Here is a 24,731-nt window from a genome sequence, read left to right as displayed (position 1 = left end):
TTAGCGCGAAGCGAACTGGACGGGCGCGTCGCCCGAGGCAGCACGGACGAAGCATTCGCGGCCGTTGCGCTTCAGCGAGGCGCAGAGGCCGTTGGCTTCCTTGCTGTTGTCGAAGCCCTTCACGGAAAGGCGATAGACCGTTCCATGAGCACCGGTGAAGCGCGCCGTGACCGGCACATAATTCTTCAACGAGCCATGCTTGCCCGAAACCTTGGCCCAGGCAGCGGCAACCCGTTCACGCGACGAATAGGCGCCGAGCTGTACAACGGCCTTGCTCTTGCCGGTGGCGACGCGGGGCGCCGATGCCTTGCGGATCGGCAGTGGGTCGGACAGGCGGGCGGCGGCCGGCGAAAGTGCCGGACGTGCTTCGTGCAGCGACGCGGTCTGGATCTCGGCCTGCGGCACAGCTTCCGGAGCCGGAGCGCTTGCAAGCACGACCGGCGGAGCAGCGACCGGCGCTTCGACCGCCGGCGGAAGCTCGACGGTTGCCGACGAGCTGAGCTCAACCGGAGCAGACGGTTCGACATAGGGCTGAACGACCGGCTGAGCCGCGGCTTCGCGGACGGCCTCATTCTTGTTCAGGGCCAGACGGACCGGCTGGCCCGGATCGGCGGCGGCAGGCTGGATGCCGATCAGCGCAGCGACCTGGTCGGAAGCGCGCGCCGGCGTCGACAGGGCCATCCACTGCTGGATGCGGGCATCGAGCTGGTCGCCCGGAACGTCCTGGGCGGCAACGATCTTGGCTTGTTCCCAATTGCCGGCGAAGGCATGGGCCAGCGCCAGGTTTTGGCGAGTACGGGCATCGGCGCCGACTGCGCGGGCAACCGGTTCGAGCACTGCGATCGCAGCCTGCGGATCGCCGGCAAGGGCGAGCGCCAGACCTGCGTCGGATGGATCGACCAGCCCCTGCGATTCCGCCAGCAACAGCTTGGCTTCGTCATTCTTGCCGAGCGCGATCTGCACCAGGGCAAGCTTCAGCACGACCTGGGGCTGGGCAGCGTAGATGCTGAGCGAATCGCGGTAGGCGGCTTCAGCCGAAGCGAAGCGGCCGCCAGCGAGATAGCTGTTGCCGAGGAGAGCACGAAAGCCGGCATCCTGCGGGCTGCGCTCAACAGCGCGCTCCGCGAGTGAAATGGCCGAAACAATATCGTTGGCGGCGAGCGCAAGCTGCGCTTTCGTCGCAAGTCCGAGCTCGCCGGAGTTGACCGGCCCTCCGAAGCCGGACGCACTGCCGAACTTCTGTCCGGGCGTCGTACAACCCGCGGTGATTGCGATCAGTGAAACGGCAGTGAGTGCGGTTCCCAGACGGTTCTTGGTCATTGCACTTCCTTCCCCAGGGTCTGATGCGTCAGGCGCTCTTTCGCGGCGCCCGTTCGGCCATCGATTCAAGTTCCGGCATATCTTTGAGCAGTTGGTCCAAAGCGTCGGTCACGAGCTGCTGGGCAGAGCGGCCGTTGACGGCACATGCCAGACGAAGCTTCAGGTGGCGCGACGGATCCAGGCGCAGCGTGAACGCGGCCTTCCCCTTCGCTCCGGGCTGAGCGCGCGGCCGGCGTGCACGGACAGGAGCCGGTGCCGGAGCCGGTTCGAACGAAGCGATCGGTTCCGGATCGAAAGAGGCGATCGGCTCCGGTTTGAAGGCGACAGGTTCAGGCTCGGCCAGGACCGGCGCGGTATCGTCAGCTTCCGGATCGTACAGCTCGGCCGTCTCGTCGACATATTCGCCGTCTTCATCCTCGCCATCTTCGTCATGGTTGGCGAAGCGGCTCTGGATTTCGGCTTGCTGGTCGTGAACCGGCGAAGCGATCGGAGTCAGCGCCGACAGCGGATTGCGCAACGGCTGGTCCGGCAATTCCTCGCCGAACGCGTCATGATCTTCGTCAAGAACGGGTGCGATGACCGGCTTGGGCGGCTCGAAGCCCATGTCGTTCCAGCCGAGATCTTCCAGTCCTGCCCCGCTCTGGGCGCCGAAGCCTTGCGGCCTCATCGCCGGACGGGCGGCACCCTTGCGAGCCAGAAGGCCCGACGAGAGCGACGCGAATGCCTTGGGTTCACCCATCGCGCTCACTCCTTACTGGCCCATCACCCGACGACCGAAGCCGCCGACTGGACGCGGGCTGGCTGCACCAATACCTGGCGCCTGGTTCGGCGCGGCGAAAACGGTGCGGCGGAAATTCTTTTCGAGGCGATCGGAGATATAATCCCAAAGCTCGGTGACTTCACGGGCCGAGCGGCCCTGCGGATCGACTTCCATGACGGTACGGCCGTCGATCATCGACGCCGCGAAGTCCGTGCGGTGGTGAAGCGTGACCGGGGCGACCGTGCCATGCTGCGACAGAGCCACGGCGGCCTCGTAAGTGATCTTGGCTTTCGGGGTTGCCGCGTTGACGACAAAGATCAGCGGCTTGCCGGCGCGATCGCACAGATCGACCGTGGCGCCGACAGCGCGAAGGTCGTGCGGACTGGGACGGGTCGGAATGACGATCAGCTCGGCAACCGCGATGACTGACTGGATGGCCATGGTGATCGCAGGCGGCGTATCGATGACAGCGAGGCGGAAGCCCTGCTGGCGAAGCACTTCAAGATCCGAGGCGAGTCGCGCAACCGTCGTCTGGGCGAAGGCCGGCATGTCTTCCTGCCGTTCGTTCCACCAGTCGGCCAGCGAACCTTGCGGATCGATGTCGATGAGACAGACGGGACCGGCGCCCGCCAACTGCGCTTGCACCGCAAGATGTCCGGACAGGGTCGTCTTTCCAGACCCGCCCTTCTGCGATGCCATTGCCAAAACGCGCATGAATTTCCCCTTGGCCGAGACCATTGATCTGCAGCCACCTGACAGCAAAGGCCCTAAAAACTGGTTAATGTCGGCCCGACCTTGTTCAGTCTTCGCGAGGCAGGCTAGGGTTAAGCGGCGACCGATCAGGGTGTTCAAAAAATGCGTAAGTTGTTGCTTGGCTTGATGATTGGGGCGTTGGCAGTGTTGCCCGCCCAAGCTCAGTCCGTTCGTGCGGGCATCGATGCGTGGCAAAAAGGCGATACCGCCGCCGCCGTCGCGATCTGGCGGCCGCTCGCTGAAAAGGGCGATGCCGACGCGGCATTCAACCTCGGCCAGGCCTATCGGCTGGGACGAGGCGTGAAGCTGGATTTGTCGCAGGCCCAGATCTGGCTGGATCGAGCGGCGCGCAAGGGGCACGTCGACGCCCAGACGACGCTCGGACTGTTGCTGTTCCAGAACGGCAACCAGACCGCGGCCATGCGGTGGTTGAATGGTGCGGCCGAGGCGGGAGAGCCCCGTGCGCTCCTGATGGTGGGAACCGCTCTTTACAACGGAGACGGGGTCGCCCGCGATCCGGTCAAGGCCTATGCCTATGTCAGCCGCGCTGCCGCCCAGGGCCTCGCTCCGGCAAAGGCGACTTTGGCCGATATGGATTCGGTCATGCCGCTCGAACAGCGCCAGGAGGGCGTCGCGCTTGCGCAGTCGATGGTGAATCGAACGCTCGCCAGCGAATCCAAGGCGCCCTCATCGTCCAAGCCACCAGCCGCAAAGCCAATCCCGCCCAAAGTCGCGCAGGCAAAGCCGCCTGCCCCGCCCAAGGCCACGCCTGCGTCTCCGCCGAAGGCTTCTGCGGCAGCCACCGGCCGCTGGCGTGTTCAGTTGGGAGCGTTCGGCCAACGCAAGTCAGCCGAGACATTATATGCGAAGCTGTCAGGCAAGCTTGGCGGGAAGCCGGCCTATTATGTCCCGGCAGGTGCGGTCGTTCGTCTGCAGGCTGGGCCGTTTGAAAGCCGGGCCGCCGCGTCCGCCGCCTGCGCGCGCCTGGCGCCCCAGCCCTGCTTCCCGGTTGAAACGAAGTAAGGGCTGAGAATTCGTTCGTCCTGAGCGGATTTATTCCCCAACCCACTCGGACTTCGGTATTCCCTGTGCCCATAGCAGTGCGTCCAGCCCATGATGGTCCAGCCGCGCATCGGCGACGGCCGCCAATGCCGGCTTGGCGCGGTAGGCAATGCCGAGGCCGGCTTCCTCAATCATCGGGATGTCATTGGCGCCGTCGCCAATGGCCAACGTCTGGTTGGCAACAAGCCCAAGCTGATCGCGCAGCTCCGATAGAACGTCATGCTTCCGCCGGGAATCGACGATGCGGCCTTCGGTTGCACCGCTTAGTTTACCGCCCGTCACACCAAGCACATTGGCTTCGAACCGTTCGAAGCCGATTTTCTCGGCGATCGGCCCGACGAAGGCGGTAAATCCTCCAGAGACCAGCATCGTCATGGCGCCCCTGGAGCGCATCGTACGGACCAGCGTCTCGGCGCCCGCATTCGGCCGAATGCGTTCGGCAAGACACTGGTCGATCACGGAAGCGTCCAGCCCCCGAAGCAAAGCCACCCGCTCCTTCAGGGCGCCAGCGAAATCCAACTCGCCCTGCATCGCCCGTTCCGTAATATCGGCTACCTCGGGCTTTACACCCGCATAATCAGCCAGTTCGTCGATGCATTCCTGACCGATCATGGTCGAATCCATGTCGGCGACCAGCAAGCGTTTTTCGCGCGGTCCCGCCGGATGCGGAATGATGTCCACCTCTCCCCAACCCTGGAAAGCCGAGCGCACCGCCATAAGCTCGGCCGGAATCTCAAGATCGGCCGCATCGCCCTGATCGATCCAGCAGACCAGCCGGGAGCCCTGCACGCGCCCCAGCGCCGCAGTCAGCAGTCTTTCGTCGAGCCGTCCGGCTGCTATCAGCGTCGCGATGACCAAGGTCGAAAAGCCTCCTGTCGCTCTCATTGCCGGTCCGACCGCAAGCGGCAAGTCGGCTCTGGCGTTAAGGCTTGCGGAAATCAGCAGTGGGGCCGTCCTCAACGCCGACAGCGCGCAAGTTTATCGCGACTTGCCGATACTCTCGGCGGCACCAACCGCAGAGGATCGCGCAAGGGCCGAGCATTGCCTCTACGGTGTGCTGGATGGCGCCGAGTCCTGCTCCGCCGCCGACTGGGCGGAATCGGCGAAGTCGGAAATAGCCCGGCTGCATGCCGAAGGCCGATTGCCAGTGCTGGTTGGCGGAACCGGCCTTTACCTTCGTACCCTGCTCGACGGTATCGCCCCGATTCCCGAGATCGACCCGCAGATTCGCGCCGATGTCCGCGCAGCCGGCGTCGCCGAGAATCTCGCTGCGCTTACCCCGCTGGATCCTGTCGCTGCGGCGACGCTCAACCCTGGCGATACGACGCGCATTGCCCGCGCGCTCGAAGTCGTTCGGTCGACGGGGAAGACCCTCAATTCGTGGCAGGAAGAATGCGAAGGAGGTATCGCCGACACGATCGACATCAAGGCGCTCGTCCTCACCTCTCCCCGTCCTTGGCTTTACGAGCGGTGCGACGTGCGGTTCGCGCAGATGGTGGAGCGAGGAGCGCTAGAGGAGGTCGAAACCCTGCTGGCGCGCGGCCTCAACCCGGACCTGCCGGTAATGCGGGCGATCGGCGTCGCTGAGCTGGGCACCTATTTGCGGGGTGAGCGGACTTTGGAGGACGCCACTGCGGCGGGCGCGCAAGCCACGCGCCGCTATGCCAAGCGCCAATATACTTGGTTCGCGCATCAACCGCCGCCGGAATGGCCGCGTTTCCACGAACCGCTTGAAGGGGAGACGATTGAGCGGGCGCTGGCGATGTTCGCGCCGGCAGGGTAGCGAGGCGGCATGGACGCTATTCGAGACGGCGACATTGACCCAGCGGTGCTGGCCGGGAAGCGCATCGCCATCCTTGGCTATGGCAACCAGGGCCGGGCCCAGGCGCTGAACCTGAAGGACAGCGGGATCGACGTCGTCGTCGGCCTGCGCGATGGATCGCCTAGCCATGATCGGGCAGTAGCGGACGGCATTGCGACCGCTTCGCTCGCCGAAGCCGCATCGTCGGCGAACGTGGTGATGTTGCTTGCGCCTGACGAAGCACTGGCGGCCATTTATCGCGAGGTCGAACCCAGCATCCGCGAGGGAGCAGCGCTGGGATTCAGCCATGGCCTTGCGATCCGGTTTGGCTTCATTGTCCCCCGGTCCGACCTGGATATCTTCATGGTCGCGCCCAAGGGACCGGGAACGGCGCTTCGTTCCCTGTATCTCGACGGTAAGGGCATGGTTGCCCTCTACGCCGTCGAGCAGGACGCCAACGGCAATGCCAAGGCCATCGCGCTTGCCTATGGCCAGGCCCTTGGCTGCGGCCGCGCAGGGATTCTCGCGTCCAGCTTCGCGGAAGAGTGCGAGGCGGACCTTTTCAACGAGCAAGCGGTCGTATGGGGTGCGGTGCCGGAAATATTGATCGCGGGCTTCGACACGCTGGTCGAAGCCGGAGTCAGCGAAGAAGTCGCCTACATGGAATGCGTCGGCGAACTGAAGCTGATCGCCGAACTGATCGAAGCGCGCGGGATCGCGGGAATGAGGGAAGCGATCAGCAACACGGCGGAGCTTGGCGCCGTGATCGGCGGGCCGCGCATTGTCGATGATGGCGTGCGGGCCCGAATGCGGGAGATATTGGCCGAGGTCCGGGCAGGCCGGTTCAGCGACCTGCTGCGCGACGAAGAGGCGTCGGGCTACCCGCGCCTAAAGGTAGCTCGCGATAAAGCGCGGCAACTCAACGTCGAACAAGCCCGGAAAAAACTGATCGGCTAGCCGATGATCTGTGCGACCTCTTCTGGCCGATCCCCGACCGAAGCACGTTCGATATAAGCTCGCTGCAGCTTACGATGGGCATCGGCGACTTCCGGATCGTCGGCAGCCAACGCGAGCTCCGCTTCCTCGGCCGCGCGGCTGGCATAGTAGCCCTTGTCATATTCGCTCATGGCCGTTCTCCCGACGATAGGATCGACAGGCGGTATAACAGCTTTGCCTGCCAAAGTCCTTAAAACGCAAAATGGGGCGCCCAATCGCTCGGGCGCCCCACGATTTGCATCCGCGATTAGAAGCGGGTGCCGACCGTCATCGCCACCTGGTGACGCGAAAGGCCGTCCTCATAGTTTGAGTAGCGATATTCGCTGCCGACATAGGCCTTGCCGCCAATTCCAAGCTGGCCGCCGGCACCGAGACGGTAACCGTCGAAATTCTCTGAGAAGCTGTCATCAGCGACCGTCGCCTTGAAGCGAGCGTTGGTGTAGCCGCCCTTCACATAGAGGTTGGCGTTGGGTGCAACCGCGACGCTGGCGCGAACGCCGGCATAGAGGTCGCGGCCGGCCTTGACTTCGGCAATGTCCTCATCGCCTTCCTTCATGGTCGACCCGGTGGCTTCGATATCGGCGCCTAGCGAAACGCTCGGGGCCACGGCGAAGTCGTAGCCGGCGCCGATGCCGAACAGGGCTCCGCCGTCTTTCTCACCCAGCGCCTTGACCTTGTCGTAACCGACAACGGCTTCGACGCGCGGCCCGGCGGGCGCGACGTTCTGGGCCAAGGCCGGCGTAGCAGCCAGAAATGCCGACGTGGCAGCGGTGGCGAGCAGAATCTTTTTCACAACAATACTCCATTGTTTTTGACCGCCTTCCCAGGACGGGAAGACATGGGAGGTCGTCGTCGGAATCACAGGTAACCCTATGAAATCCGCCAATTTCCCTATGATGCCGTGTGGACCGGCAGCCCCGTCCGCTCATTTGGGAACGCCACTTGTCGCTTCAATGAACGGAAATGACCGAAACCATTCAGGCCCGATCAGTTCCGCTTTAAAACCAACTGCTTGGGTAGCTCGAAAAATTTTTACGACGAGATGACAATCGGCCTATCGGCGGCCGAACAGCTTCTCGATATCGGCATGAGCAAGCTTCACCCAGGTGGGGCGTCCATGGTTGCACTGTCCCGAATGGGGCGTGACCTCCATCTCGCGGAGCAGCGCATTCATCTCCGCGACCGAGAGGATCCGACCTGCTCGGACCGATCCATGGCAGGCCATGGTTGCGGCGACATGGTCGAGCCGGTCGCGGAGGCCTAGCGCTGTGCCGAGCTCGGCCAGCTCGGCGGCAAGGTCCGCAAGCAGGCCGGGGATGTCGGTCTTTCCAAGCGGCGCCGGTGTAGCCCTGACGAGCATCGCCGTCGGGCCGAAGCGCTCGATCTCCAGCCCGAGATCCGCCAGCTCGCCGACCACCGCCTCGAGCCGATCGCATTCGGGCTCGTCCAGCTCAACGACGTCGGGCATCAACAGCGCCTGCCGTGCCACCTGGCCGCCGTTCGATGCCTTGCGCATCCGCTCCAGCACCAGCCGTTCGTGCGCTGCATGCTGGTCGACGATGACGAGACCGTCCTCGGCCTCGGCAACGATGTATGTGGCTGCAACCTGGCCGCGAGCAACGCCGAGAGGATAGGAAGGAACCGGCGCTGCCGCAGGCTCGGCGCGGGCGGCGGGAGCGAATTCCCGCAACTTCTCCGTCACCCCAGCGAAGGCTGGGATCCATGTTTCAGTGCCAGGCTCCCTCGCCATTTCGGCATGGCCTGGATCCCAGCCTTCGCTGGGATGACGAGCTGAAGGACTAACCGGCTCAACCTGCCACGCAGCTTGCTGCGCAAACTGCTCCCTCGCCGCGCTGCGGTGTCCGGCCTCGTCCAGCGCCGCCTTGAGACCGCCGACGATGAGTCCCCGAACGGCAGCGGGATCGCGGAAGCGGACCTCGGTCTTGGCCGGGTGGACATTGATATCGACCTCGGCGGTCGGAACCTCGACGAACAAGGCGGCGATTGGATGCCGGTCGCGCGCCAGTAGGTCGCGATAGGCCGCCCGGAGCGCCCCGACGAGAAGCCGATCCTTCACGGGGCGCGAGTTGACGAACAGAAACTGCTGGTCGGCCATGCCGCGATTGAAGGTCGGCAGGCTGATGACCCCGGAAAGCCGCATGTCGTGGCGGACGCAATCGATCCCGATCGCGTGGCGATCCAGCTCATGGCTGAGCAGCGCGGCAACCCGGATAGGGCCATCCGATGGTTGGACCGCTAGAACCCGCCGGCCATCGTGCTCTACCGAAAAGCCGACGTCGGGTCGGGCCATCGCCAGGCGCTTCACCGCGTCCAGGCAGGCGGCATATTCGGATCGGGGCGAGCGCAGGAACTTGCGCCGGGCCGGCACCTTGTCGAACAGGCCCTCGACTCGAACTCGCGTGCCGGGCGGTAGTGCCGCCGGCCCCTCTCCCGCCTTGACGCCATGGTCGATCTCGATCCGCCAGCCGTCGCTTCCGCGTGGCCGGCTTTCCAGGATCAGGCGGGACACGCTGGCGATCGAGGGCAGCGCTTCGCCGCGAAATCCGAAGCTGGTGACCTCTTCGATCGCATCGTCGGGCAGCTTTGACGTGGCGTGCCGTTCGAGTGCCAGGCCCATTTCCGCGGGCGCCATGCCATGACCGTCGTCGGTCACTTCGACGAGGTCCAGCCCACCCGCGGAAATCCGAATCGAGATCGTTCCGGATCCGGCATCGAGCGCGTTTTCGACCAGCTCTTTCAACGCGCTGGCCGGACGCTCCACGACCTCGCCCGCGGCGATGCGATTGATGACTTCGGAAGGCAGCCTTCTTATTGACATGTTAACGGTCCTAGCCCAATCCGATGCCACCCTTGAAGCGTGTTATTTCCCCCAGAATTAAGACTGCTTTCACAAGGGCTTGGATAAAGGGCGGTGAATCGGGCTGTCGGCAAGCGGCCCAATCTCCACAACAAGAGTGAGACGGGTAAAGCATGTTCTGGAACCGCTGGTTCAAATGGATGTCGCACGACATGGCGATCGACCTCGGCACGGCCAATACGTTGGTCTATGTGAGGGGTCGCGGGATCGTTCTTAACGAGCCGTCCGTCGTTGCGATCGAGACGATCAACGGCGTCAAGAAGGTCAAGGCTGTCGGCGACGACGCCAAGCTGATGATGGGCAAGACCCCGGACCAGATCGAGGCGATCCGTCCGCTTCGCGACGGTGTCATCGCCGACATCGATGTCGCCGAGCAGATGATCAAGCACTTCATTCACAAAGTTCATGGCGGCAAGATGCGCGCCTGGCGCTTCCCGGAGATTGTGATCTGCGTTCCGTCGGGCTCGACCTCGGTCGAGCGCCGCGCGATCCGTGACGCGGCTTCCAATGCAGGCGCTTCGCAGGTCTATCTGATTGAGGAGCCGATGGCTGCCGCGATCGGCGCCGACATGCCGGTGACCCAGCCGATCGGATCGATGGTCGTCGACATCGGCGGCGGCACCACCGAAGTCGCGGTGCTTTCGCTCCGCGGCCTCGCCTACACCACCTCGGTCCGCGTCGGCGGCGACAAGATGGACGAAGCCATTTCATCCTATGTCCGCCGCAACCACAACCTCCTGATCGGCGAAGCAACGGCCGAGCGGATCAAGAAGGAAGTCGGCATCGCCAAGCCGCCGGTCGACGGCATCGGCACCACGGTCCACATTAAGGGCCGCGACCTCGTCAACGGCGTGCCGAAGGAAATCTCGATCAACCAGGGCCAGATCGCCGAGGCGCTGTCCGAGCCGGTCGGCACCATCGTCGAGGGCGTTCGAATCGCGCTTGAAAATACCGCGCCCGAACTGGCCGCGGACATCTGCGACCAGGGCATCGTGCTGACTGGTGGCGGTGCGCTTCTCCAGGGCCTCGACGAGGTGCTGCGCGACGAAACCGGCCTTCCGGTTACTGTTGCCGAGGATCCGCTGACCTGCGTTGCGCTTGGCACTGGCCGGGCGCTCGAAGAGGAGCAGTTCCGCGGCGTCCTCCAGACCGCTTAGGAGTAACTGAGCAGTGGCAGCCTCGGCGGGACCGCGCCCGGGCTGGTCGAGGCGCGCTCAATATGGCCTGTTCTTCAGCTTCCTGGCGGTGCTCGCCGGGTTGGCGGTCGGGCTCATCCTGCTGATCCTCTCGTTGGTCGCACCGCAGAGCTATTCGGTGGTTCGCGGCGCGGCGCTGGATGCGACTGCGCCGATCAGCGGAGCGCTGCGCGAAGTAACGACCACCGTGACCGGGCTGGTCGGTGGAGCCGGCAATTATTGGGATGCCGCCAATCAGAACGCACAGCTCAAGCGCGAGCGTGCGGCGCTGATGCGCCGAATGGTGGAAGCTCGCGGCATCCTCGAGGAAAACCAGCAGCTGAGGGCCGCCCTGCAGCTTCGGGAGCATAGCCGGGACGCCGTTGCGGCAGGCCGGGTCGTTGGATCGTCGTTCGAAAGCTCAAGGCGGTTCGCGATCATCTCGGTCGGATCCAGCGAAGGCGTCCAGATCGGAATGCCGGTCCGTGCCGCCGAGGGCCTGATCGGCCGAGTCATCGATGCCGGTTCGATCGCCAGCCGCGTGTTGCTCGTCACTGACCGGGCCAACATCGTCCCGGCGCGAATCCTGCGCGGTGGACAGCCCGTGATTTCGACCGGGCGCGGCGACGGAACCATCGATGTCCGCCCGCTCGAAGTCGGCAAGAACCCGTTCAAGCGCGGCGACGTCATCGTGACGTCCGGGACCGGCGGGCTTTATCCGCCATTGGTTCCGATCGCCAAAGTGATCCGGCTGGACGACGATGGCGCCATCGCGATCCCCATAGCCGACCCTTCGCGAGTGAGTTTTGCGATCGTCGAGCCGCCGTTCGAACCGACGGCGCTTGCGGCGGCCGCCGAACCCGCCAGCGAGGGCCCCTGATGGTCCGCTCGGCGCTGGGGCCCCAAAGCGCGCGTCTTAACAAGGGACCGCGCGCCGGGGCGGATTATATCCCGGCGGCAACCGTCGTCGCCGGGTCCTTGCTGGCGTTGCTGCCCATCGTATCCGCAACCGGCTGGTGGCCCGACTTCGGCCTGCTGATGCTGCTCGGCTGGCGGCTGCTCCGGGCCGACGCCTGGCCCGCCTGGTGGGCAGCACCGCTCGGCTTCGTCAATGACGTCATCGTTGGAAACCCGATCGGAATGTCGGTCGCCATGTGGGCCGCCATCATGATTGCACTCGACATCCTCGACCGTCGCACGATGTGGCGCGACTATTGGATCGAATGGGCGATCGCCACGGTCGTCATCGCCCTGTCGGAAATCGCGCATTGGCGCGCCGCCGGCCTGATGGGCGCGGACGTCCCCTTCAACATCAGCGCCGGGCCGGCGATCCTGGTCGGCGTTCTGACCTTCCCGATCGCGGCGTTCATCGCCACCCGCCTCGATCGCTGGAGGCTTGGGCGATGAAGGCCTCTCGCTATACGGCGGCGCACCAGTCGATCACCTTTTCGCGCCGGATGATGCTGGTCGGCGGTGCTCAGGCCGCGCTTGGCGGGGCATTGATCGCCCGCCTCGGCTATCTGTCGATCGCCCAGAACGAACATTATCAGCTGCTTTCCGAAAGCAATCGAGTCCAGCTGATCATCGTCCCGCCCCGCCGCGGCTGGATCGTCGACCGCGCCGGAAAACCAATTGCCATCAACCGCTCCGATTTTCGGGTCGATATCATTCCGGAGCAGCTTGAGCGCCCGACCGACACCCTTCGGACGCTAACCCAGTCGCTCAAGCTCGGCCCCGATGACGTCGATCGGATCATCAAGGAGATCAAGGCTTCTCGCGGTTACCAGCCGGTGCAGGTCGCCGAAAATGTTCCGTACGAGCAATATGCGGCAGTCACGGTCCGGCTTCCCGAAATGCCCGGCGTCCAGCCGATGCGTGGCTTCTCCCGCTTCTACCCGACCGGCCCGGCGGTCGGCCACCTGATCGGCTATGTCGGCGCCGCCTCGGCCAAGGAATATGAGGAGGAGAAAAATCCCCTTCTCGTCACCCCGGGGTTCAAGATCGGCAAGGAAGGTCTTGAGAAGACACTGGAGAAGAACCTCCGGGGCCAACCTGGCGGTCAGCGGGTCGAGCTGACGGCCAGGGGCAAGCTGGTCCGCGAACTGGAACCCAAGCCGGATCGCTCCGGGCAGACGATCCAGCTCTCGATCGACGCCGGCCTGCAGGACTTCGCCGCCCGGCGACTTGGCGAGGAATCCGGCGCATGTACGATCTTGGACTGCCAGACCGGCGACATCCTCTGCATGGCCTCGATGCCGGCTTACGACCCCAACAGTTTCTCCGACGGAATCGGACGGACCGAGTGGAGCATGCTGTCGCAGGATGAACGCCGCCCGCTGGTCAACAAGACGCTGAACGCGCTCTATCCGCCAGGCTCGACGATCAAGCCGATGAATTCGCTGGCGCTGCAGGCGGCGGGTGTGGACCCGGACGAGACCATCTTCTGTCCGGGCGGCTACAGGCTCGGAAACCGCTTCTTCCGCTGCCTCGGGCGTCACGGCACGGTGAATATGCGCCGGGCGATCGCCAAGAGCTGCAACACCTATTTCTACGCCATGGGACATCGCGTCGGCTACGACCGGATCGCCGAAATGGCGCGGCGGACGGGGTTGGGTCAGAAATTCGACCTTCCGGTGGTCAGTCAAAGTTATGGCACCGTACCAGACAGCGCGTGGAAAGCACGGAAATATAAAGAAAACCGCCGAGTGGTGGAGCGTCCAGACTGGACCGCATCCGATACGCTCAATGCTTCCATCGGCCAAGGCTTCCTGATCCTCAATCCGCTCCAGCTGGCGGTCATGGCCGCGCGCATCGCGTCCGGCCGCAACGTCCAGCCCAACCTGCTCGGAGTCCATAAACAGCCAGCGCCCCTGCTGGGCATCCCGCAGGAGCATCTCGATGCCACGCGCGGCGGGATGTGGGAGGTGGTGAACGGCGACGGTACCGCCGGCGCAAGCCGTCTCCAGGTGCCCGGCATCGAAATGTGCGGCAAGACCGGTACGGCTCAGGTCCGCAAAATCGTCGGGAGCCAGCGCGGCCAGTCGGGCGACTGGAAATATCGCGACCACGGCCTGTTCGTCTTCTTCGCTCCCTACGATAACCCGCGTTACGCTGGCTCGGTCGTGATCGAGCACGGCCTTGGCGGTGCTCGGGCCGCCGCACCGGTCGCCAAGGACGTACTCACCTTTCTGTTCGACCAGGAACGGGCGATGGCTTCGCTCACCGCGCTTGAACAGCAATGGGGCGGTACGCTTCTTGAACGGACGGCGCGTCGCCAATCGCAGGTCGAGGAGATTTCCAAGGCCAATCTGAGGCGAAGCGCATGATGATCTCCTCGGCGATCATCCCGCAACCGCTCGCCCGCCTCCCCTGGCGGCTTATCTGGCTGGTCGCGCTGATCTGCACCATCGGCATCGTCACGCTTTTCTCGGCGGCCGGGGGCAGCTGGTCGCCCTGGGCGTTGAAACAGGGCCTGATCATCCTCGCCTTCTTTGGCCTCGCGATCGCGATCAGCTACATCCCCGAACGCTTCGTCAAACAAGTCACCTTCCCGACCTATATGGTGATCGTCGTCCTGCTGATCATCGTCGATATGGTCGGCTTCGTCGGCAAGGGCGCGCAGCGCTGGATCGATCTCGGCTTCATCCGCCTTCAGCCCTCCGAGTTCATGAAGCCTGGCGTCGTGCTGGTGTTGGCCCGCTTCTATGACCTGATCCCGGCGTCAGACGTCCGCCAATGGCGCGGACTATGGCCGGCTGCGTTGCTGGTGCTGGTACCCTTCGCGCTGATCCTGACCCAGCCCGATCTCGGCACGGCCACCATGGTCCTCGTCGGCGGCGTGACGGTCATGTTCGTTGCCGGCCTCCCCATGTGGTATTTCGTCTCGGCCGCGGCAGCGCTCGGGGCGGCACTGCCCGTCGTCTATGCCATGATGCACGACTATCAGCGCAAGCGCGTGCTGATCTTCCTCGATCCCGAAGCGGACCCGCTCGGCGCCGGTTACCACATCAGCCAGTCCAAGATCGCGATCGGATCCGGCGGTATCTGGGGCAAAGGCTATCTGAACGGCAGCCAGAGCCATCTCGACTATCTTCCTGAAGGGCACACCGACTTCGTCTTTGCGACGTTCGTCGAGGAATGGGGTCTTATCGGCGGAGTGATGCTGATCTTTGCCTTCGCGATGGTGGTCAGGTGGGGAATGAAGGTCAGCCAGAGGGCCAGAAGCCGCTATTCACAGCTTGCTGCGGCCGGGCTTTCGATGACGATCTTCTTCTATTTTACCGTCAATTTGATGATGGTGATGGGTCTTGCCCCCGTCGTCGGCATCCCCTTGCCCCTCGTAAGCTACGGCGGATCGGCCGTCATGACGGTCATGATCTGCCTTGGACTGCTGATGGGGATCGAGCGCCAATCGCGCACCCGTTCGACGCTTGCATAAAATTTCCCCGCGGCAGACGGTTGCCAGCCTGCCCCAACCTTGTTAGAGGCCCGCCCGCGCCGCCGCTTCATGCGGTCCGCGCGTTTGCCTCAGGCATGGACGCATAGCTCAGTTGGTAGAGCAGCTGACTCTTAATCAGCGGGTCCTAGGTTCGAGCCCTAGTGCGTCCACCACCTTCCAAAATTACACTTGATCTTGAACGCCCCGGACTGTTCGTTGGCGGCAAGTCGAAGGGGCCAATGGCAAGATCGCCTGCCGAACTGCTGCTGGAGCGTGAAACCCGGGCCCGTTACGGTCCGGTTCCTATTGGATTGTGCGACGAGGCCCTCCAGCCGATGAGCTGGCAGATGGGCGAGGAAGCGTTTCTCCTGCGCGCCGAGGGCGATCATTATTTCTATTACCGCCGCGGCGAAGGCCTAACGATCCAGCAAGGCATCGCTGCTGACGCCAGCGAGGAAACGCTCTGGCTGAACGGCAGCGTCTATGCCGCCATCGCGAGCATGAATGGGCTGGTGCCGATCCATGCGTCGGCCGTTGCCCATGAAGGCGAAGTGTTCGCCTTCACCGGGCCCGCCGGCGCCGGCAAATCCACACTGGCGGCGGCACTTGGACGCCACGGCTTTTCGATGTTCTGCGACGACACTTTGGTCCTGGATTTGTCGGATCCGCTTCGGCTCGTCTGTTTGCCAGGGCACAAGAGGTTGAAGCTATGCCCTGACGCGTTCGCGCTCGCCGGGGCCATCCAGGAAGAAAAGGTCTCCGCGACCTACGACAAATATTACGCAAGCCCGGCCGGAGGAATGATCGAAACCGTGATGCCGCTCGCCGAACTGATCTTCCTTGAAGATGGACCTGATCCGGCGGTTTCGCGAATTGCCGGGGCCGAGCGGTTCGTCAGATTGGATGACGATCATCAGACCGCCTATTTGTTCGAAGCGGCCCGCCGGTTCGATCGCGCCGGACTTTTCGCCCATCGCGCCCGATTGGCGCGGCAGATGGCCATGTCACGTTTCGTTAGGCCGCGAGATGCCAGCAGGTTCGATGAGGGCATTGCGATGGTTGCCGACTATATTCGAAACCGCGGCCAGTTGAGCGCATGACCACCGTCGTCAAACGATCCGGGACGTTCACGGAAACGGAAATCGACGACGAAATCGTCGTCATGCATCTGGGCACGGGCGAATTCTATTCCCTGGCGGGGACCGCAGCGACGATCTGGCGGCTGATCGACGGAACGCGGAGCCGGTCCGACCTTGCGATCGAACTTTCCGGTCATTTCGCAAGCCAGGGCGCGGATATTGGCTTCGACGTCGATGCATTCCTCGGACAGCTGGCGGCGGTAGGCCTCGTTGACGTTGATTGAGCGCTGGCGATCGAAGCTGCGTACCGGAGAGGCGATGATGGCCTTGTGCGCTGCTCGCCTGCTGATCGGTTCGTTCCTCTTCGAGCGCTGGCGACATTCGCTTGGCAGGAGCAGTGGAAGCGGCCCCGGTTCCGATACGGGCCTCGCCCGAACGCTCGCTGCCAATGTCGATTGGGCGGCTCGGCGAATTCCGTTTCCGACCAAATGCCTTCCGCGCGCGATGGCGCTGAGCTGGATGCTGCGACGCCGCCAGATCGACCATGCGGTTGTTTTTGCGGTCCGACCCGAAGCGGAGCGCCGCTTTGCCGATCCCCTCCATGCATGGGTGGAGGTGGCGGGTGAAATCGTCATTGGCGATTTGCCGGGGCCGTGGGTCGAAACGCTGCGATTGGGCGCTGGAAATCCGGAAGGAAACTAAGGCGCGGCAAACTCTTGCAAACCCGTGCTTATCAACGCAAAACTTGCACGATCAGGCACCGTTGCGTGCGTTTTACCTGCGAGGTTCGGCATGAAGGAAAATTCGGTCAAGCGGCCCGCATGGACCAGGCCGAACCTGGTTCGCCTCGGCCAGATCAAGGACGTCGCCGGAAAACAGACGCCATTGTCCCAGGCGACCAACAACAAAAGTTGAGCTTAGCTGACACCAATGCCTGGGCGCGTTCCGATTGGCGAACTCTAGGCCCTTCTCATTTACTTTGGGCACCTGATGCTCGCTTTCGCATGGCCCTGGGGCCGCCCTGCCGACGAAGGCCCTCAGCTACTCTCGCAGCGGCTCGCATCGTCACTGTGCGCCGGCATTGGCGGCCATGCTGGCTCAGCCAGCATCGGTGGCTTGCACTTCGCATATCGGGAGCTGCGTTCCTCGGCTGCCAAGAGCCGCTCCTGGAAGCCATCGGCCATGCCCAGCGGCCGAATCGCAGCGTTTCACGGCTATTTCGACAATGCTGCATCGATTGCTGCCGAGATGGGGGCCGATCCGTCGAACCCTGCCCTGCTCTACGGCTTGGCTGTCGAGCGGTGGGGAGACGATGCCGACCGGCGGATCATCGGCGAATATTGCGCGATCATCGCCGACCCGGACAGCGAAACGTTGCGTCTGTCGCGAAGTCCGTTGAGGGCGCCGCCCCTCCACTATTTCCACGACGAGGGCCTCGTCGCTGCATCGTCGGTTCCGCGGGCCATTTTTGCCGCCGGCGTAGAACAAAGGCTCAATGAGGAAAGGCTGGCTGACAGCGCACTGCTGAACTTCAGCGACCTGGAAGCGACCTATTTCGAGAAGCTGTTCAAGGTGCCGACCGGTCACATCGTCGAGCTTCGGCGCGGTAGGTCACGAGTGCTCCGCCAATATTATGACCTGTTTGCTATGCCGGCGGTTCGCCTTGGCGGCGATGCGGAATATGTCGCGCGGGCCAGCGAACTTCTGGATGACGGGGTCCGTACCTGCTTGGCGGGCTTTCAACGACCGGGGGCAACGCTCTCGGCGGGCCTCGATAGTCCGCAAGTCGCACTTCGGGCGCTGGAATGCATGGCCGCCGACGAAGCGCTGCCGACCTTCACCTTTCATCCGGAAACTGGCTACGACGAGCGGGTCCAGGAATATTTCCTCGGCAACGAGCGGCCCATGGTCGAGGCTTTCGCCGCCATGCATCCGCGCCTCGAACCCCATTTCACCGCAAATGAAGGTTATGAGCACGATTACCGCTGGAATGATTTCTTCCACCTGATGGGCGCGGCTCCCTCAGGGCTGAGCAACATGTATGTCTTCCATGGCCTTCTGTCGGGGGCCGCGCGCGAACGCTGTGACGTGCTGCTGCTGGCCGAGTGGGGCAACTACACCTTCAGCGACAAGGGCGAGTGGGGCTATGTTGAGTACTTCCTGACTGGCAGGTGGCGGCAGCTGTGGCGAGCCCTTACCTGCATCAACAATGACGATCGCTCGGTGTTTGGACGATTCCTGCTTCGCTGCCTGATGCCATTGATGCCGGACTTCGTTTGGAGCGCCGCAAGGAAAGTTGCCAAGCCCAGGCATCGGTCCCTGCTGGACCTGATGCAGCCGCTTGGAAGCAAGTATCGCAAGATCTCGGGGGCAGAACGCCGCTTGAAGCAGTCAGGCGTCGGCATCGAACGGTATCAGCCCCGCAACCGCAGGCACGCACAGAAGATGCTCTTCATGAACGGCGATGCCGACGCGGCGGAGGTCTATCAGGCATTCGAACAAATGTATGGCGTCGCGCTGCGTGATCCGATGGCCTATCGCCCCTTCGTTGAATTTTGCTTCGGCCTTCCGGTGGAAATGTTCATGAGGGATGGCCGTACGCGCTGGCTTGCCAAGGAAATGGCCAAGGGGATCATGCCGGAAGAGCAGCGGACCAATCGGTTGAATGGCCGTTGGGATGCCGACTGGCTCCTTCGCCTCGGGCGACGTCGATCCGACCTCGTTGCCGAGCTGGATCGGCTGGCGAAAGATGAGCGAATGGCCGAGATGCTTGATTTGCCGAGACTGCGCGCCGCGCTGGAAGATTGGCCTGAGGATACCGAAACCGACCCGCAGCAATTTTTTGCGCGGGAGTTCGCAGTCCCCCGCGGCCTGCTGACCGCGCGTTTCATCGACTATGTCGAAGGCCGGAACGAACGGTGAAGCCATTAGCGATCGGACCGGAATTCTCGCTGCTGACCCGCTGCTGCCAATGGAATTTCCGATCAGCGCCGGAGCATGCGCGACCCGAAATTTTGCCTGGTCTCGATTGGAACCTGCTCGTTGAGCTTGCGCGGCGGCACCGGGTTCAGGGGCTGGTGTGGAATGCGCTGGCGAAGTTCGAAGACCTCCCTCATCCAGCGAAGGAAGCACTGTCGTCGGATGCCCGATCGGTTGCAGCCACGAACCTCGGTATCGCGAAGGAGAGCCAAGCGCTTCTCCAGGCATTCGAGGGAGCCGGAGTCCCCCTGCTCTTCGTCAAAGGGCTGACGGTCGGGGCGCTGGCCTACCGTTACCCCCTCCTCAAGATGGGCTGGGACATCGATCTTCTGATCGACCCGCGGGACCTGGAACAAGCATCCGACTTGATTTCCTCGCTCGGCTACACTCTTCAAATTCCGGCGGATGCGGCCAAACTTTCGGCTTGGCACGCCCGTAGCAAGGAGTCCGTCTGGGACCGGGACGGCGCCTTTCATGTCGAGCTTCACACACGCCTCGCCGACAATCCGCTGCTAATCCCGACAATCGACGTCCACTCCCCGAACCAATGGGTTGAGGTCGCGCCAGACATCAGACTGCCGACGTTGGCCGAGGAGGAACTACTCGCCTACCTCGCCGTCCACGGAGCCTCGAGCGCCTGGTTCCGGCTGAAGTGGATTTCCGATTTCGCAGCGCGGCTCGCCGGGAAAAGCGGCGAAGACGTTGAGAGTCTGTACCGGCAATCCCAGCAGCTCGGCTCGGCCCGGGCTTTCGGACAGGCTTTGCTGCTGGCCGACACGCTCTTTCAGGTGCTTGGTCCAAGTCCAAGACTTAAGGGGCTTCTTTCCGAGGATTGGACCGCCAAACTGCTTTGCGAAGCCGCGCTGCGGATGATGACGAGGATCGGCGAACCGACCGAGCGCCTGCTTGGAACCTTGCCGATCCACTGGACCCAGTTCCTGCTTCGGCCAGGCATTGGATTCAAATATTCGGAACTAAGGCGACAGGCGGGACTGCTCAGCCTCCGGCATTAGAGGGCCGGTTCGCCACAAGGTCATCGACAACTGCCGGGTCCGCCAGAGTCGAAGTATCGCCGAGATGCGAGATATCCCCTTCCGCGATCTTCCGCAGGATCCGGCGCATGATCTTCCCCGACCTGGTCTTGGGGAGCGCTGGCGCGAACTGGATGACGTCCGGTGTCGCGATCGGTCCGATCTCGGCGCGCACCCAGTGGATCAGTTCGGTTCGCAACTTCTCGTCTACCTGGCAGCCGGCGTTGACCGTCACATAGGCGTAAATGCCCTGACCCTTGATCTCGTGCGGCATGCCCACGACCGCAGCCTCTGCCACTTTTTCGTGAGCGACCAAGGCGCTCTCGATCTCCGCTGTACCCAGCCGGTGGCCGGACACGTTGATGACGTCGTCGATCCGCCCCGTGATCCAGTAATAGCCGTCTTCGTCCCGCCGGCAGCCGTCGCCGGTAAAATAATAGCCCGGATAGTGGGTGAAATAGGTGTTGAAGAAGCGCGCCGGATCGCCCCAGACGCTCCGCATCTGGCCGGGCCAGCTATCGGTGATCACCAGGGCGCCGCTTACGGCACCCTCCAATATGTGGCCCTTGTCATCCACCAGCGCCGGCTTCACTCCGAACATCGGCTTGCTTGCGCTGCCCGGCTTCAAATCGGTCGCGCCGGGCATTGGCGAGATCATCGTCGCGCCGGTTTCCGTCTGCCAATAGGTGTCGACGATCGGGCAACGCCCCTCGCCCACGACGCTGTGATACCAGCCCCAGGCTTCCGGGTTGATCGGCTCGCCGACCGTGCCCAGCAATTTCAACGACTTACGCGATGTCTTTTTGACCCATTCATCGCCTTCACGCTCCAGTGCCCGGATCGCCGTCGGTGCCGTGTAGAGGATCTCGACCTGGTGCTTGTCGACGACCTGCCAGATCCGGCTGGGATCGGGCCAATTGGGCACGCCTTCGTACATGACGATGGTCGCGCCATTCGCCAGCGGTCCGTAGACGATATAGCTGTGGCCGGTGACCCAGCCGATGTCCGCCGCGCACCAGTAAATCTGACCGGGGCGGTAATCGAAGACATATTCGTGCGTCATCGACGTCCAGACCGCATAGCCGCCGGTGGTGTGCAGGACGCCCTTGGGCTGGCCGGTCGATCCGGACGTGTAGAGGATGAACAGCGGGTCCTCCGCGCCCATCTCTTCCGGCGGGCAGTCGGCGGTAACTCCGGCTTCCGCATCCAGCCACCAGATGTCGCGGCCCTCCGTCATCGGGACGTCGGTATCGGTGCGACGCATGACGATGACCCGTGTGACGGACGTGCACTGATCCAGCGCCTCGTCGACATTATGCTTCAAGGGAACGACCCTGCCGCCGCGAAGTCCCTCGTCCGCCGTGATCACCAGGCTGCTGTCGCAATCCTTGATCCGCCCCGCCAGCGCATCGGGCGAGAAGCCGCCGAACACGACCGAATGGATCGCGCCGATCCGGGCGCAGGCGAGCATCGCGACCGCCGCTTCGGGCACCATCGGAAGATAGATCGTCACCCGATCGCCGCGCTTCACCCCTTGCGCCTTCAGCGCGTTGGCGAAGCGGCAGACCATGCTGTGCAATTCGCGATAGCTGATAGTCATGCCGCGCTCGTTGGGATCGTCAGCTTCCCAGATGATCGCGGTCGCGCTTCCCCGTGTTGCCAGATGCCGGTCGAGGCAATTCGATGACAGGTTGAGCGTTCCGTCACCGAACCAGCTGATGTTGAAGTCATCCTCGTGGAAGCTGGTATCCTTGACCGTCGTGAACGGCTTGATCCAGTCGATCCGCTGCGCTTCGCGGCGCCAGAACCCGTCCGGATCCTCGACCGACTCGCGATACTTGGCGGCATAGCGATCGGCGTTGATGATCGCCTTTTCGGCCCATTCGGCGGGCACCGGATAAAGCTCGTCGGTCATCCCAGCCTCTCCTTTTGCTGCCGTGCAGCTTAGCTTCCGTAGCGTCCGTGCAAAGCCCCTCGCAAGCTGCGACTTGCCGCGCTAGCAACGCGGCATGACTTTGCTCGTAACTGGCGCCGCCGGCTTCATCGGATCGCATGTCGCCATGGCGCTGCTCGATCGCGGCCAGCAGGTCGTCGGAATCGACAATCTCAACGATTACTACGACCCGGCGCTGAAGCTCGCCCGGATCGAACGGCTGAAGGCAGCGCACGGCAATGCTTTCACGTTCGAAACCGTGGATTTTGGCGATCAGCAGGCGCTGGAGCAATTCGCCAGGCCGCACCGGTTCGATCGCATCGTCCACTTGGGCGCCCAGGCGGGTGTCCGCTACTCGCTGGTCAATCCCCAGGCCTATGTCCGCTCCAACCTCATGGGGCAGATCAACATGCTTGAGCTGGCCCGCCACAGCGGCGCCAGCCACTTCGTCTATGCCAGTTCCTCATCCGTCTATGGCGGCAACGACAGCCTGCCGTTCCGCGTCGAGGATCGGGTCGACCATCCCATCTCCCTCTACGCAGCGACGAAGAAGTCGGACGAGTTGATGAGCGAAAGCTACGCCCATCTCTTCCGGATGCCGATGACGGGCCTGCGCTTCTTCACCGTCTACGGGCCCTGGGGCCGGCCCGACATGGCGATGTGGATCTTCACCAAGGCGCTATACGAAGGCCGCCCGCTCTCCATCTTCAATCAGGGCGATATGCGGCGCGATTTCACCTACATCGACGACATCGTCAGCGGAGTCCTGGCCTGCCTCGATGGGCCGCCCGCGGACAACGGCGAGGCGAAGGCGGGCGGAAGCAGCAGCCCGCATGCCATCTACAATATCGGCAATCACCGGTCGGAAGAGTTGATGCGGATGGTCGGGCTGCTCGAGCAGGCGACCGGCAGGAAGGCCGAGATCGATTTCCAACCGATGCAGGCGGGCGACGTCAAGGATACGTTCGCCGACATCAGTGCCATCCAGCGTGACCATGGCTTCGAGCCCAGTACCACCATCGATGACGGCGTTCCGAAATTCGTCGAATGGTTCAAGGCGTACCACCGGATAGACTAGACCCGAGGAGCTCGAATGCCCGTCCCAGCCATTTTCGACCGTCTGCGCATTCCGGTCATCGGCGCGCCTTTGTTCATCGTTTCGAACCCCGACCTGGTCATTGCCCAGTGCAAGGCTGGCATCGTCGGCAGCTTCCCATCCTTGAACGCGCGGCCGGCAAGCCAGCTGGACGAGTGGATCCACCAGATCACGGAAGAACTTGCCGCCTACGATCGCGACCACCCCGACACTCCGTCTGCGCCCTTCGCCGTCAATCAGATCGTCCACCGGTCCAACGACCGGTTCGAACATGACATGATGGTTTGCGCCAAGTGGAAGGTGCCGATCGTCATCACGTCGCTCGGCGCACGGGTTGAGCTCAACGAGGCGGTTCACGGATGGGGCGGCATTACGCTCCACGACATTATCGACGACCGCTTCGCCCGCAAGGCGATCGAGAAGGGCGCGGACGGGCTGATCGCAGTCGCGGCGGGTGCCGGCGGCCACGCCGGGCGCTGGTCGCCCTTCGCGCTGGTCCAGGAAATCCGCAAATGGTTCGATGGCCCGCTGGCCCTGTCCGGAGCGATTGCGACGGGAGGAGCGGTGCTCGCGGCCAAGGCGATGGGTGCCGATTTCGCCTATATCGGCTCGCCTTTCATCGCCACGCCGGAAGCGCGCGCGACCGACGAGTATAAGGAAGCGATCATCGAGGGCGGCGCGGCCGACATTGTCACCTCCGCCTTGTTCACCGGGGTCAGCGGCAATTACCTGCGCAAGTCGATCGTCGCGGCGGGCCTCGATCCTGAAAACCTGCCCCAGCCGGGTCCGGACGCCATGAACTTCCAGTCCGCGACGGGCGCCAAGGCATGGCGGGATATCTGGGGATCGGGACAGGGCATCGGGATGATCGACAAGGTTACCCCGGCGGCGGAGCTGATCAATCGGCTGGCTCGGGAATATGAGGCGGCGAAGGCTCGACTTTAGACTTCGTCATTCCCGCGAAAGCGGGAACCTAGATTTTTGTAGCTGGGTCCCCGGTTTCGCGGGGATGACGATCATACGAGAGTTCCCAACTTCTCCCGCCACTCACCCGGCAATTCCGTCGGCCGCCTGCTCTCGCGTCCAACATAGACATGAGTAAAATGGCCCTGCGCGCTTGCCTCGCTTGAACCCACTCCAAACACGCCGATCCGATAAGTGACGCTCGAGCTCCCGAGCCGCTCGACCGCGATGCCGACCTCGACGTCACCCGGAAAGCTGAGCGGCGAAAAATAGGTGCAGCTGGTTTCGACCACCAAACCGATCGGGTCGCCAGCTTCGATATCCAGCAACCCAGCTTCGACCAGCCAGGCATTCACCGCCGTATCGAACCATTGGTAATAGACGGTATTGTTGACGTGACCGTAGGCATCATTGTCCGCCCAGCGCGTCGCAATCGTCATGAACCAGCGATAGTCCGCCCGCCCCCG

At 63.4% G+C, this 24,731-nt stretch carries 25 protein-coding genes and 1 tRNA gene; 17 read left to right on the top strand and 9 right to left on the bottom strand.

Features of this window, described 5'->3' with window-relative positions; translation table 11 throughout:
- Genes LZ496_RS01160 through LZ496_RS01150 form a run of 3 tightly spaced genes read right to left on the bottom strand, consistent with a single transcriptional unit; the run spans position 1 to position 2,794 of the window.
- Positions 1-1,320: an SPOR domain-containing protein gene (locus LZ496_RS01160; RefSeq protein ID WP_249902772.1), complete on the bottom strand. Its 1,320-nt coding sequence runs from the start codon at positions 1,318-1,320 to the stop codon at positions 1-3.
- Positions 1,321-1,348: 28 nt separating this feature from the next.
- A complete protein-coding gene (locus LZ496_RS01155) occupies positions 1,349-2,059 on the bottom strand; it encodes a hypothetical protein (protein ID WP_249902771.1) in 711 nt (236 codons plus the stop codon).
- A 12-nt stretch (positions 2,060-2,071) separates the two neighbouring features.
- Positions 2,072-2,794 carry a ParA family protein gene (locus tag LZ496_RS01150; RefSeq protein WP_249902770.1) on the bottom strand — a complete coding sequence of 241 codons (723 nt, stop codon included), beginning with the start codon at positions 2,792-2,794 and terminating at the stop codon, positions 2,072-2,074.
- Positions 2,795-2,935: 141 nt separating this feature from the next.
- On the opposite strand from LZ496_RS01150, the gene LZ496_RS01145 reads away from it, so the two are divergent.
- Positions 2,936-3,856: an SPOR domain-containing protein gene (locus tag LZ496_RS01145; protein ID WP_249902769.1), complete on the top strand. Its 921-nt coding sequence runs from the start codon at positions 2,936-2,938 to the stop codon at positions 3,854-3,856.
- A gap of 30 nt (positions 3,857-3,886) precedes the next feature.
- Here LZ496_RS01145 and serB read toward each other — a convergent pair whose 3' ends face one another.
- Positions 3,887-4,780: a phosphoserine phosphatase SerB gene (gene serB / locus LZ496_RS01140; RefSeq protein WP_249902768.1), complete on the bottom strand. Its 894-nt coding sequence runs from the start codon at positions 4,778-4,780 to the stop codon at positions 3,887-3,889.
- Here serB and miaA point away from each other — a divergent pair.
- A complete protein-coding gene (gene miaA, locus LZ496_RS01135) occupies positions 4,746-5,678 on the top strand; it encodes a tRNA (adenosine(37)-N6)-dimethylallyltransferase MiaA (RefSeq protein WP_249902767.1) in 933 nt (310 codons plus the stop codon). The genes serB and miaA overlap by 35 nt on opposite strands.
- A 9-nt stretch (positions 5,679-5,687) precedes the next feature.
- The gene (gene ilvC / locus LZ496_RS01130; RefSeq protein ID WP_249902766.1) at positions 5,688-6,653 is read left to right on the top strand and encodes a ketol-acid reductoisomerase; all 966 of its coding nucleotides are present in this window, start codon (positions 5,688-5,690) and stop codon (positions 6,651-6,653) included.
- On the opposite strand, the gene LZ496_RS01125 is transcribed toward ilvC, so the two are convergent.
- The 3 genes from LZ496_RS01125 to mutL all read right to left on the bottom strand — a co-directional run bounded on the left by LZ496_RS01125 (position 6,650) and on the right by mutL (position 9,531).
- Positions 6,650-6,823 (bottom strand): hypothetical protein, encoded by a 174-nt coding sequence (locus LZ496_RS01125; RefSeq protein ID WP_249902765.1) that lies wholly within the window; start codon positions 6,821-6,823, stop codon positions 6,650-6,652. The genes ilvC and LZ496_RS01125 overlap by 4 nt on opposite strands.
- 116 nt (positions 6,824-6,939) lie before the next feature.
- A complete protein-coding gene (locus LZ496_RS01120) occupies positions 6,940-7,485 on the bottom strand; it encodes a porin family protein (protein WP_249902764.1) in 546 nt (181 codons plus the stop codon).
- A gap of 261 nt (positions 7,486-7,746) precedes the next feature.
- Positions 7,747-9,531, bottom strand: coding sequence for a DNA mismatch repair endonuclease MutL (mutL, locus tag LZ496_RS01115; RefSeq protein ID WP_249902763.1), 1,785 nt, complete (start codon positions 9,529-9,531; stop codon positions 7,747-7,749).
- A 152-nt stretch (positions 9,532-9,683) separates the two neighbouring features.
- On the opposite strand from mutL, the gene LZ496_RS01110 reads away from it, so the two are divergent.
- From LZ496_RS01110 to LZ496_RS01060, 12 genes are all read left to right on the top strand, one after another.
- Positions 9,684-10,727 (top strand): rod shape-determining protein, encoded by a 1,044-nt coding sequence (locus LZ496_RS01110; RefSeq protein WP_249902762.1) that lies wholly within the window; start codon positions 9,684-9,686, stop codon positions 10,725-10,727.
- A gap of 13 nt (positions 10,728-10,740) precedes the next feature.
- Positions 10,741-11,625 (top strand): rod shape-determining protein MreC, encoded by an 885-nt coding sequence (locus LZ496_RS01105; protein ID WP_249902761.1) that lies wholly within the window; start codon positions 10,741-10,743, stop codon positions 11,623-11,625.
- Entirely contained in the window at positions 11,625-12,152 is a 528-nt protein-coding gene (gene mreD / locus LZ496_RS01100; protein WP_249902760.1) for a rod shape-determining protein MreD, read from the top strand. The genes LZ496_RS01105 and mreD overlap by 1 nt, the downstream gene beginning before the upstream one ends.
- Positions 12,149-14,071: a penicillin-binding protein 2 gene (gene mrdA / locus LZ496_RS01095; RefSeq protein WP_249902759.1), complete on the top strand. Its 1,923-nt coding sequence runs from the start codon at positions 12,149-12,151 to the stop codon at positions 14,069-14,071. Before mreD ends, mrdA begins: the two co-directional genes overlap by 4 nt.
- On the top strand, positions 14,071-15,183 hold the full coding sequence (gene rodA, locus LZ496_RS01090; RefSeq protein ID WP_249903824.1) for a rod shape-determining protein RodA: 1,113 nt from the start codon (positions 14,071-14,073) through the stop codon (positions 15,181-15,183). Before mrdA ends, rodA begins: the two co-directional genes overlap by 1 nt.
- A 97-nt stretch (positions 15,184-15,280) precedes the next feature.
- Positions 15,281-15,356, top strand: a tRNA-Lys gene (locus LZ496_RS01085).
- 66 nt (positions 15,357-15,422) lie between these two features.
- Positions 15,423-16,283 (top strand): phosphoenolpyruvate carboxykinase (ATP), encoded by an 861-nt coding sequence (locus LZ496_RS01080; protein WP_249902758.1) that lies wholly within the window; start codon positions 15,423-15,425, stop codon positions 16,281-16,283.
- Positions 16,280-16,546 carry a PqqD family protein gene (locus LZ496_RS01075; protein WP_249902757.1) on the top strand — a complete coding sequence of 89 codons (267 nt, stop codon included), beginning with the start codon at positions 16,280-16,282 and terminating at the stop codon, positions 16,544-16,546. Before LZ496_RS01080 ends, LZ496_RS01075 begins: the two co-directional genes overlap by 4 nt.
- Entirely contained in the window at positions 16,533-16,964 is a 432-nt protein-coding gene (locus tag LZ496_RS01070) for a lasso peptide biosynthesis B2 protein (RefSeq protein ID WP_249902756.1), read from the top strand. Before LZ496_RS01075 ends, LZ496_RS01070 begins: the two co-directional genes overlap by 14 nt.
- A gap of 90 nt (positions 16,965-17,054) precedes the next feature.
- A complete protein-coding gene (locus LZ496_RS13855) occupies positions 17,055-17,177 on the top strand; it encodes a hypothetical protein (RefSeq protein ID WP_283937854.1) in 123 nt (40 codons plus the stop codon).
- Between the two features lie 75 nt (positions 17,178-17,252).
- Positions 17,253-19,184 (top strand): asparagine synthase-related protein, encoded by a 1,932-nt coding sequence (locus LZ496_RS01065; protein WP_249902755.1) that lies wholly within the window; start codon positions 17,253-17,255, stop codon positions 19,182-19,184.
- Complete coding sequence (locus tag LZ496_RS01060; RefSeq protein WP_249902754.1) at positions 19,181-20,254, top strand: nucleotidyltransferase domain-containing protein; 1,074 nt, start codon at positions 19,181-19,183, stop codon at positions 20,252-20,254. Before LZ496_RS01065 ends, LZ496_RS01060 begins: the two co-directional genes overlap by 4 nt.
- On the opposite strand, the gene acs is transcribed toward LZ496_RS01060, so the two are convergent.
- Positions 20,238-22,187 carry an acetate--CoA ligase gene (gene acs / locus LZ496_RS01055; RefSeq protein ID WP_249902753.1) on the bottom strand — a complete coding sequence of 650 codons (1,950 nt, stop codon included), beginning with the start codon at positions 22,185-22,187 and terminating at the stop codon, positions 20,238-20,240. The two genes, LZ496_RS01060 and acs, sit on opposite strands and share 17 nt — an antisense overlap.
- Before the next feature lie 94 nt (positions 22,188-22,281).
- On the opposite strand from acs, the gene LZ496_RS01050 reads away from it, so the two are divergent.
- Positions 22,282-23,283, top strand: coding sequence for a GDP-mannose 4,6-dehydratase (locus tag LZ496_RS01050; protein WP_249902752.1), 1,002 nt, complete (start codon positions 22,282-22,284; stop codon positions 23,281-23,283).
- A 15-nt stretch (positions 23,284-23,298) separates the two neighbouring features.
- On the top strand, positions 23,299-24,246 hold the full coding sequence (locus LZ496_RS01045; RefSeq protein WP_249902751.1) for an NAD(P)H-dependent flavin oxidoreductase: 948 nt from the start codon (positions 23,299-23,301) through the stop codon (positions 24,244-24,246).
- Between the two features lie 71 nt (positions 24,247-24,317).
- Here LZ496_RS01045 and LZ496_RS01040 read toward each other — a convergent pair whose 3' ends face one another.
- Positions 24,318-24,704 (bottom strand): acyl-CoA thioesterase, encoded by a 387-nt coding sequence (locus tag LZ496_RS01040; RefSeq protein WP_249902750.1) that lies wholly within the window; start codon positions 24,702-24,704, stop codon positions 24,318-24,320.
- Positions 24,705-24,731 lie beyond the last annotated feature (27 nt).

The sequence above is a fragment of the Sphingomonas caseinilytica genome (assembly GCF_023516455.1).
GTDB classification, from domain to species: Bacteria; Pseudomonadota; Alphaproteobacteria; order Sphingomonadales; family Sphingomonadaceae; genus Sphingomicrobium; species Sphingomicrobium caseinilyticum.
Note: the sequence above shows the minus strand (reverse complement) of the source record. Positions and strands in the feature narration are given on the sequence as shown.

What these genes read in the sequence shown, in the direction of transcription:
- LZ496_RS01155 (WP_249902771.1), bottom strand. Translation starts at nt 2,059, where the DNA reads ATGGGTGAACCCAAGGCATTCGCGTCGCTCTCGTCGGGCCTTCTGGCT.
- mreD (WP_249902760.1), top strand. Translation starts at nt 11,625, where the DNA reads ATGGTCCGCTCGGCGCTGGGGCCCCAAAGCGCGCGTCTTAACAAGGGA.
- acs (WP_249902753.1), bottom strand. Translation starts at nt 22,187, where the DNA reads ATGACCGACGAGCTTTATCCGGTGCCCGCCGAATGGGCCGAAAAGGCG.
- LZ496_RS01075 (WP_249902757.1), top strand. Translation starts at nt 16,280, where the DNA reads ATGACCACCGTCGTCAAACGATCCGGGACGTTCACGGAAACGGAAATC.
- serB (WP_249902768.1), bottom strand. Translation starts at nt 4,780, where the DNA reads ATGAGAGCGACAGGAGGCTTTTCGACCTTGGTCATCGCGACGCTGATA.
- LZ496_RS01050 (WP_249902752.1), top strand. Translation starts at nt 22,282, where the DNA reads ATGACTTTGCTCGTAACTGGCGCCGCCGGCTTCATCGGATCGCATGTC.
- rodA (WP_249903824.1), top strand. Translation starts at nt 14,071, where the DNA reads ATGATCTCCTCGGCGATCATCCCGCAACCGCTCGCCCGCCTCCCCTGG.
- ilvC (WP_249902766.1), top strand. Translation starts at nt 5,688, where the DNA reads ATGGACGCTATTCGAGACGGCGACATTGACCCAGCGGTGCTGGCCGGG.
- LZ496_RS01150 (WP_249902770.1), bottom strand. Translation starts at nt 2,794, where the DNA reads ATGCGCGTTTTGGCAATGGCATCGCAGAAGGGCGGGTCTGGAAAGACG.
- LZ496_RS01145 (WP_249902769.1), top strand. Translation starts at nt 2,936, where the DNA reads ATGCGTAAGTTGTTGCTTGGCTTGATGATTGGGGCGTTGGCAGTGTTG.
- LZ496_RS01160 (WP_249902772.1), bottom strand. Translation starts at nt 1,320, where the DNA reads ATGACCAAGAACCGTCTGGGAACCGCACTCACTGCCGTTTCACTGATC.
- LZ496_RS01045 (WP_249902751.1), top strand. Translation starts at nt 23,299, where the DNA reads ATGCCCGTCCCAGCCATTTTCGACCGTCTGCGCATTCCGGTCATCGGC.
- LZ496_RS01110 (WP_249902762.1), top strand. Translation starts at nt 9,684, where the DNA reads ATGTTCTGGAACCGCTGGTTCAAATGGATGTCGCACGACATGGCGATC.
- LZ496_RS01080 (WP_249902758.1), top strand. Translation starts at nt 15,423, where the DNA reads ATGGCAAGATCGCCTGCCGAACTGCTGCTGGAGCGTGAAACCCGGGCC.
- LZ496_RS01065 (WP_249902755.1), top strand. Translation starts at nt 17,253, where the DNA reads ATGCTCGCTTTCGCATGGCCCTGGGGCCGCCCTGCCGACGAAGGCCCT.
- LZ496_RS13855 (WP_283937854.1), top strand. Translation starts at nt 17,055, where the DNA reads ATGAAGGAAAATTCGGTCAAGCGGCCCGCATGGACCAGGCCGAACCTG.
- LZ496_RS01125 (WP_249902765.1), bottom strand. Translation starts at nt 6,823, where the DNA reads ATGAGCGAATATGACAAGGGCTACTATGCCAGCCGCGCGGCCGAGGAA.
- mutL (WP_249902763.1), bottom strand. Translation starts at nt 9,531, where the DNA reads ATGTCAATAAGAAGGCTGCCTTCCGAAGTCATCAATCGCATCGCCGCG.
- mrdA (WP_249902759.1), top strand. Translation starts at nt 12,149, where the DNA reads ATGAAGGCCTCTCGCTATACGGCGGCGCACCAGTCGATCACCTTTTCG.
- LZ496_RS01040 (WP_249902750.1), bottom strand. Translation starts at nt 24,704, where the DNA reads ATGACGATTGCGACGCGCTGGGCGGACAATGATGCCTACGGTCACGTC.
- miaA (WP_249902767.1), top strand. Translation starts at nt 4,746, where the DNA reads ATGACCAAGGTCGAAAAGCCTCCTGTCGCTCTCATTGCCGGTCCGACC.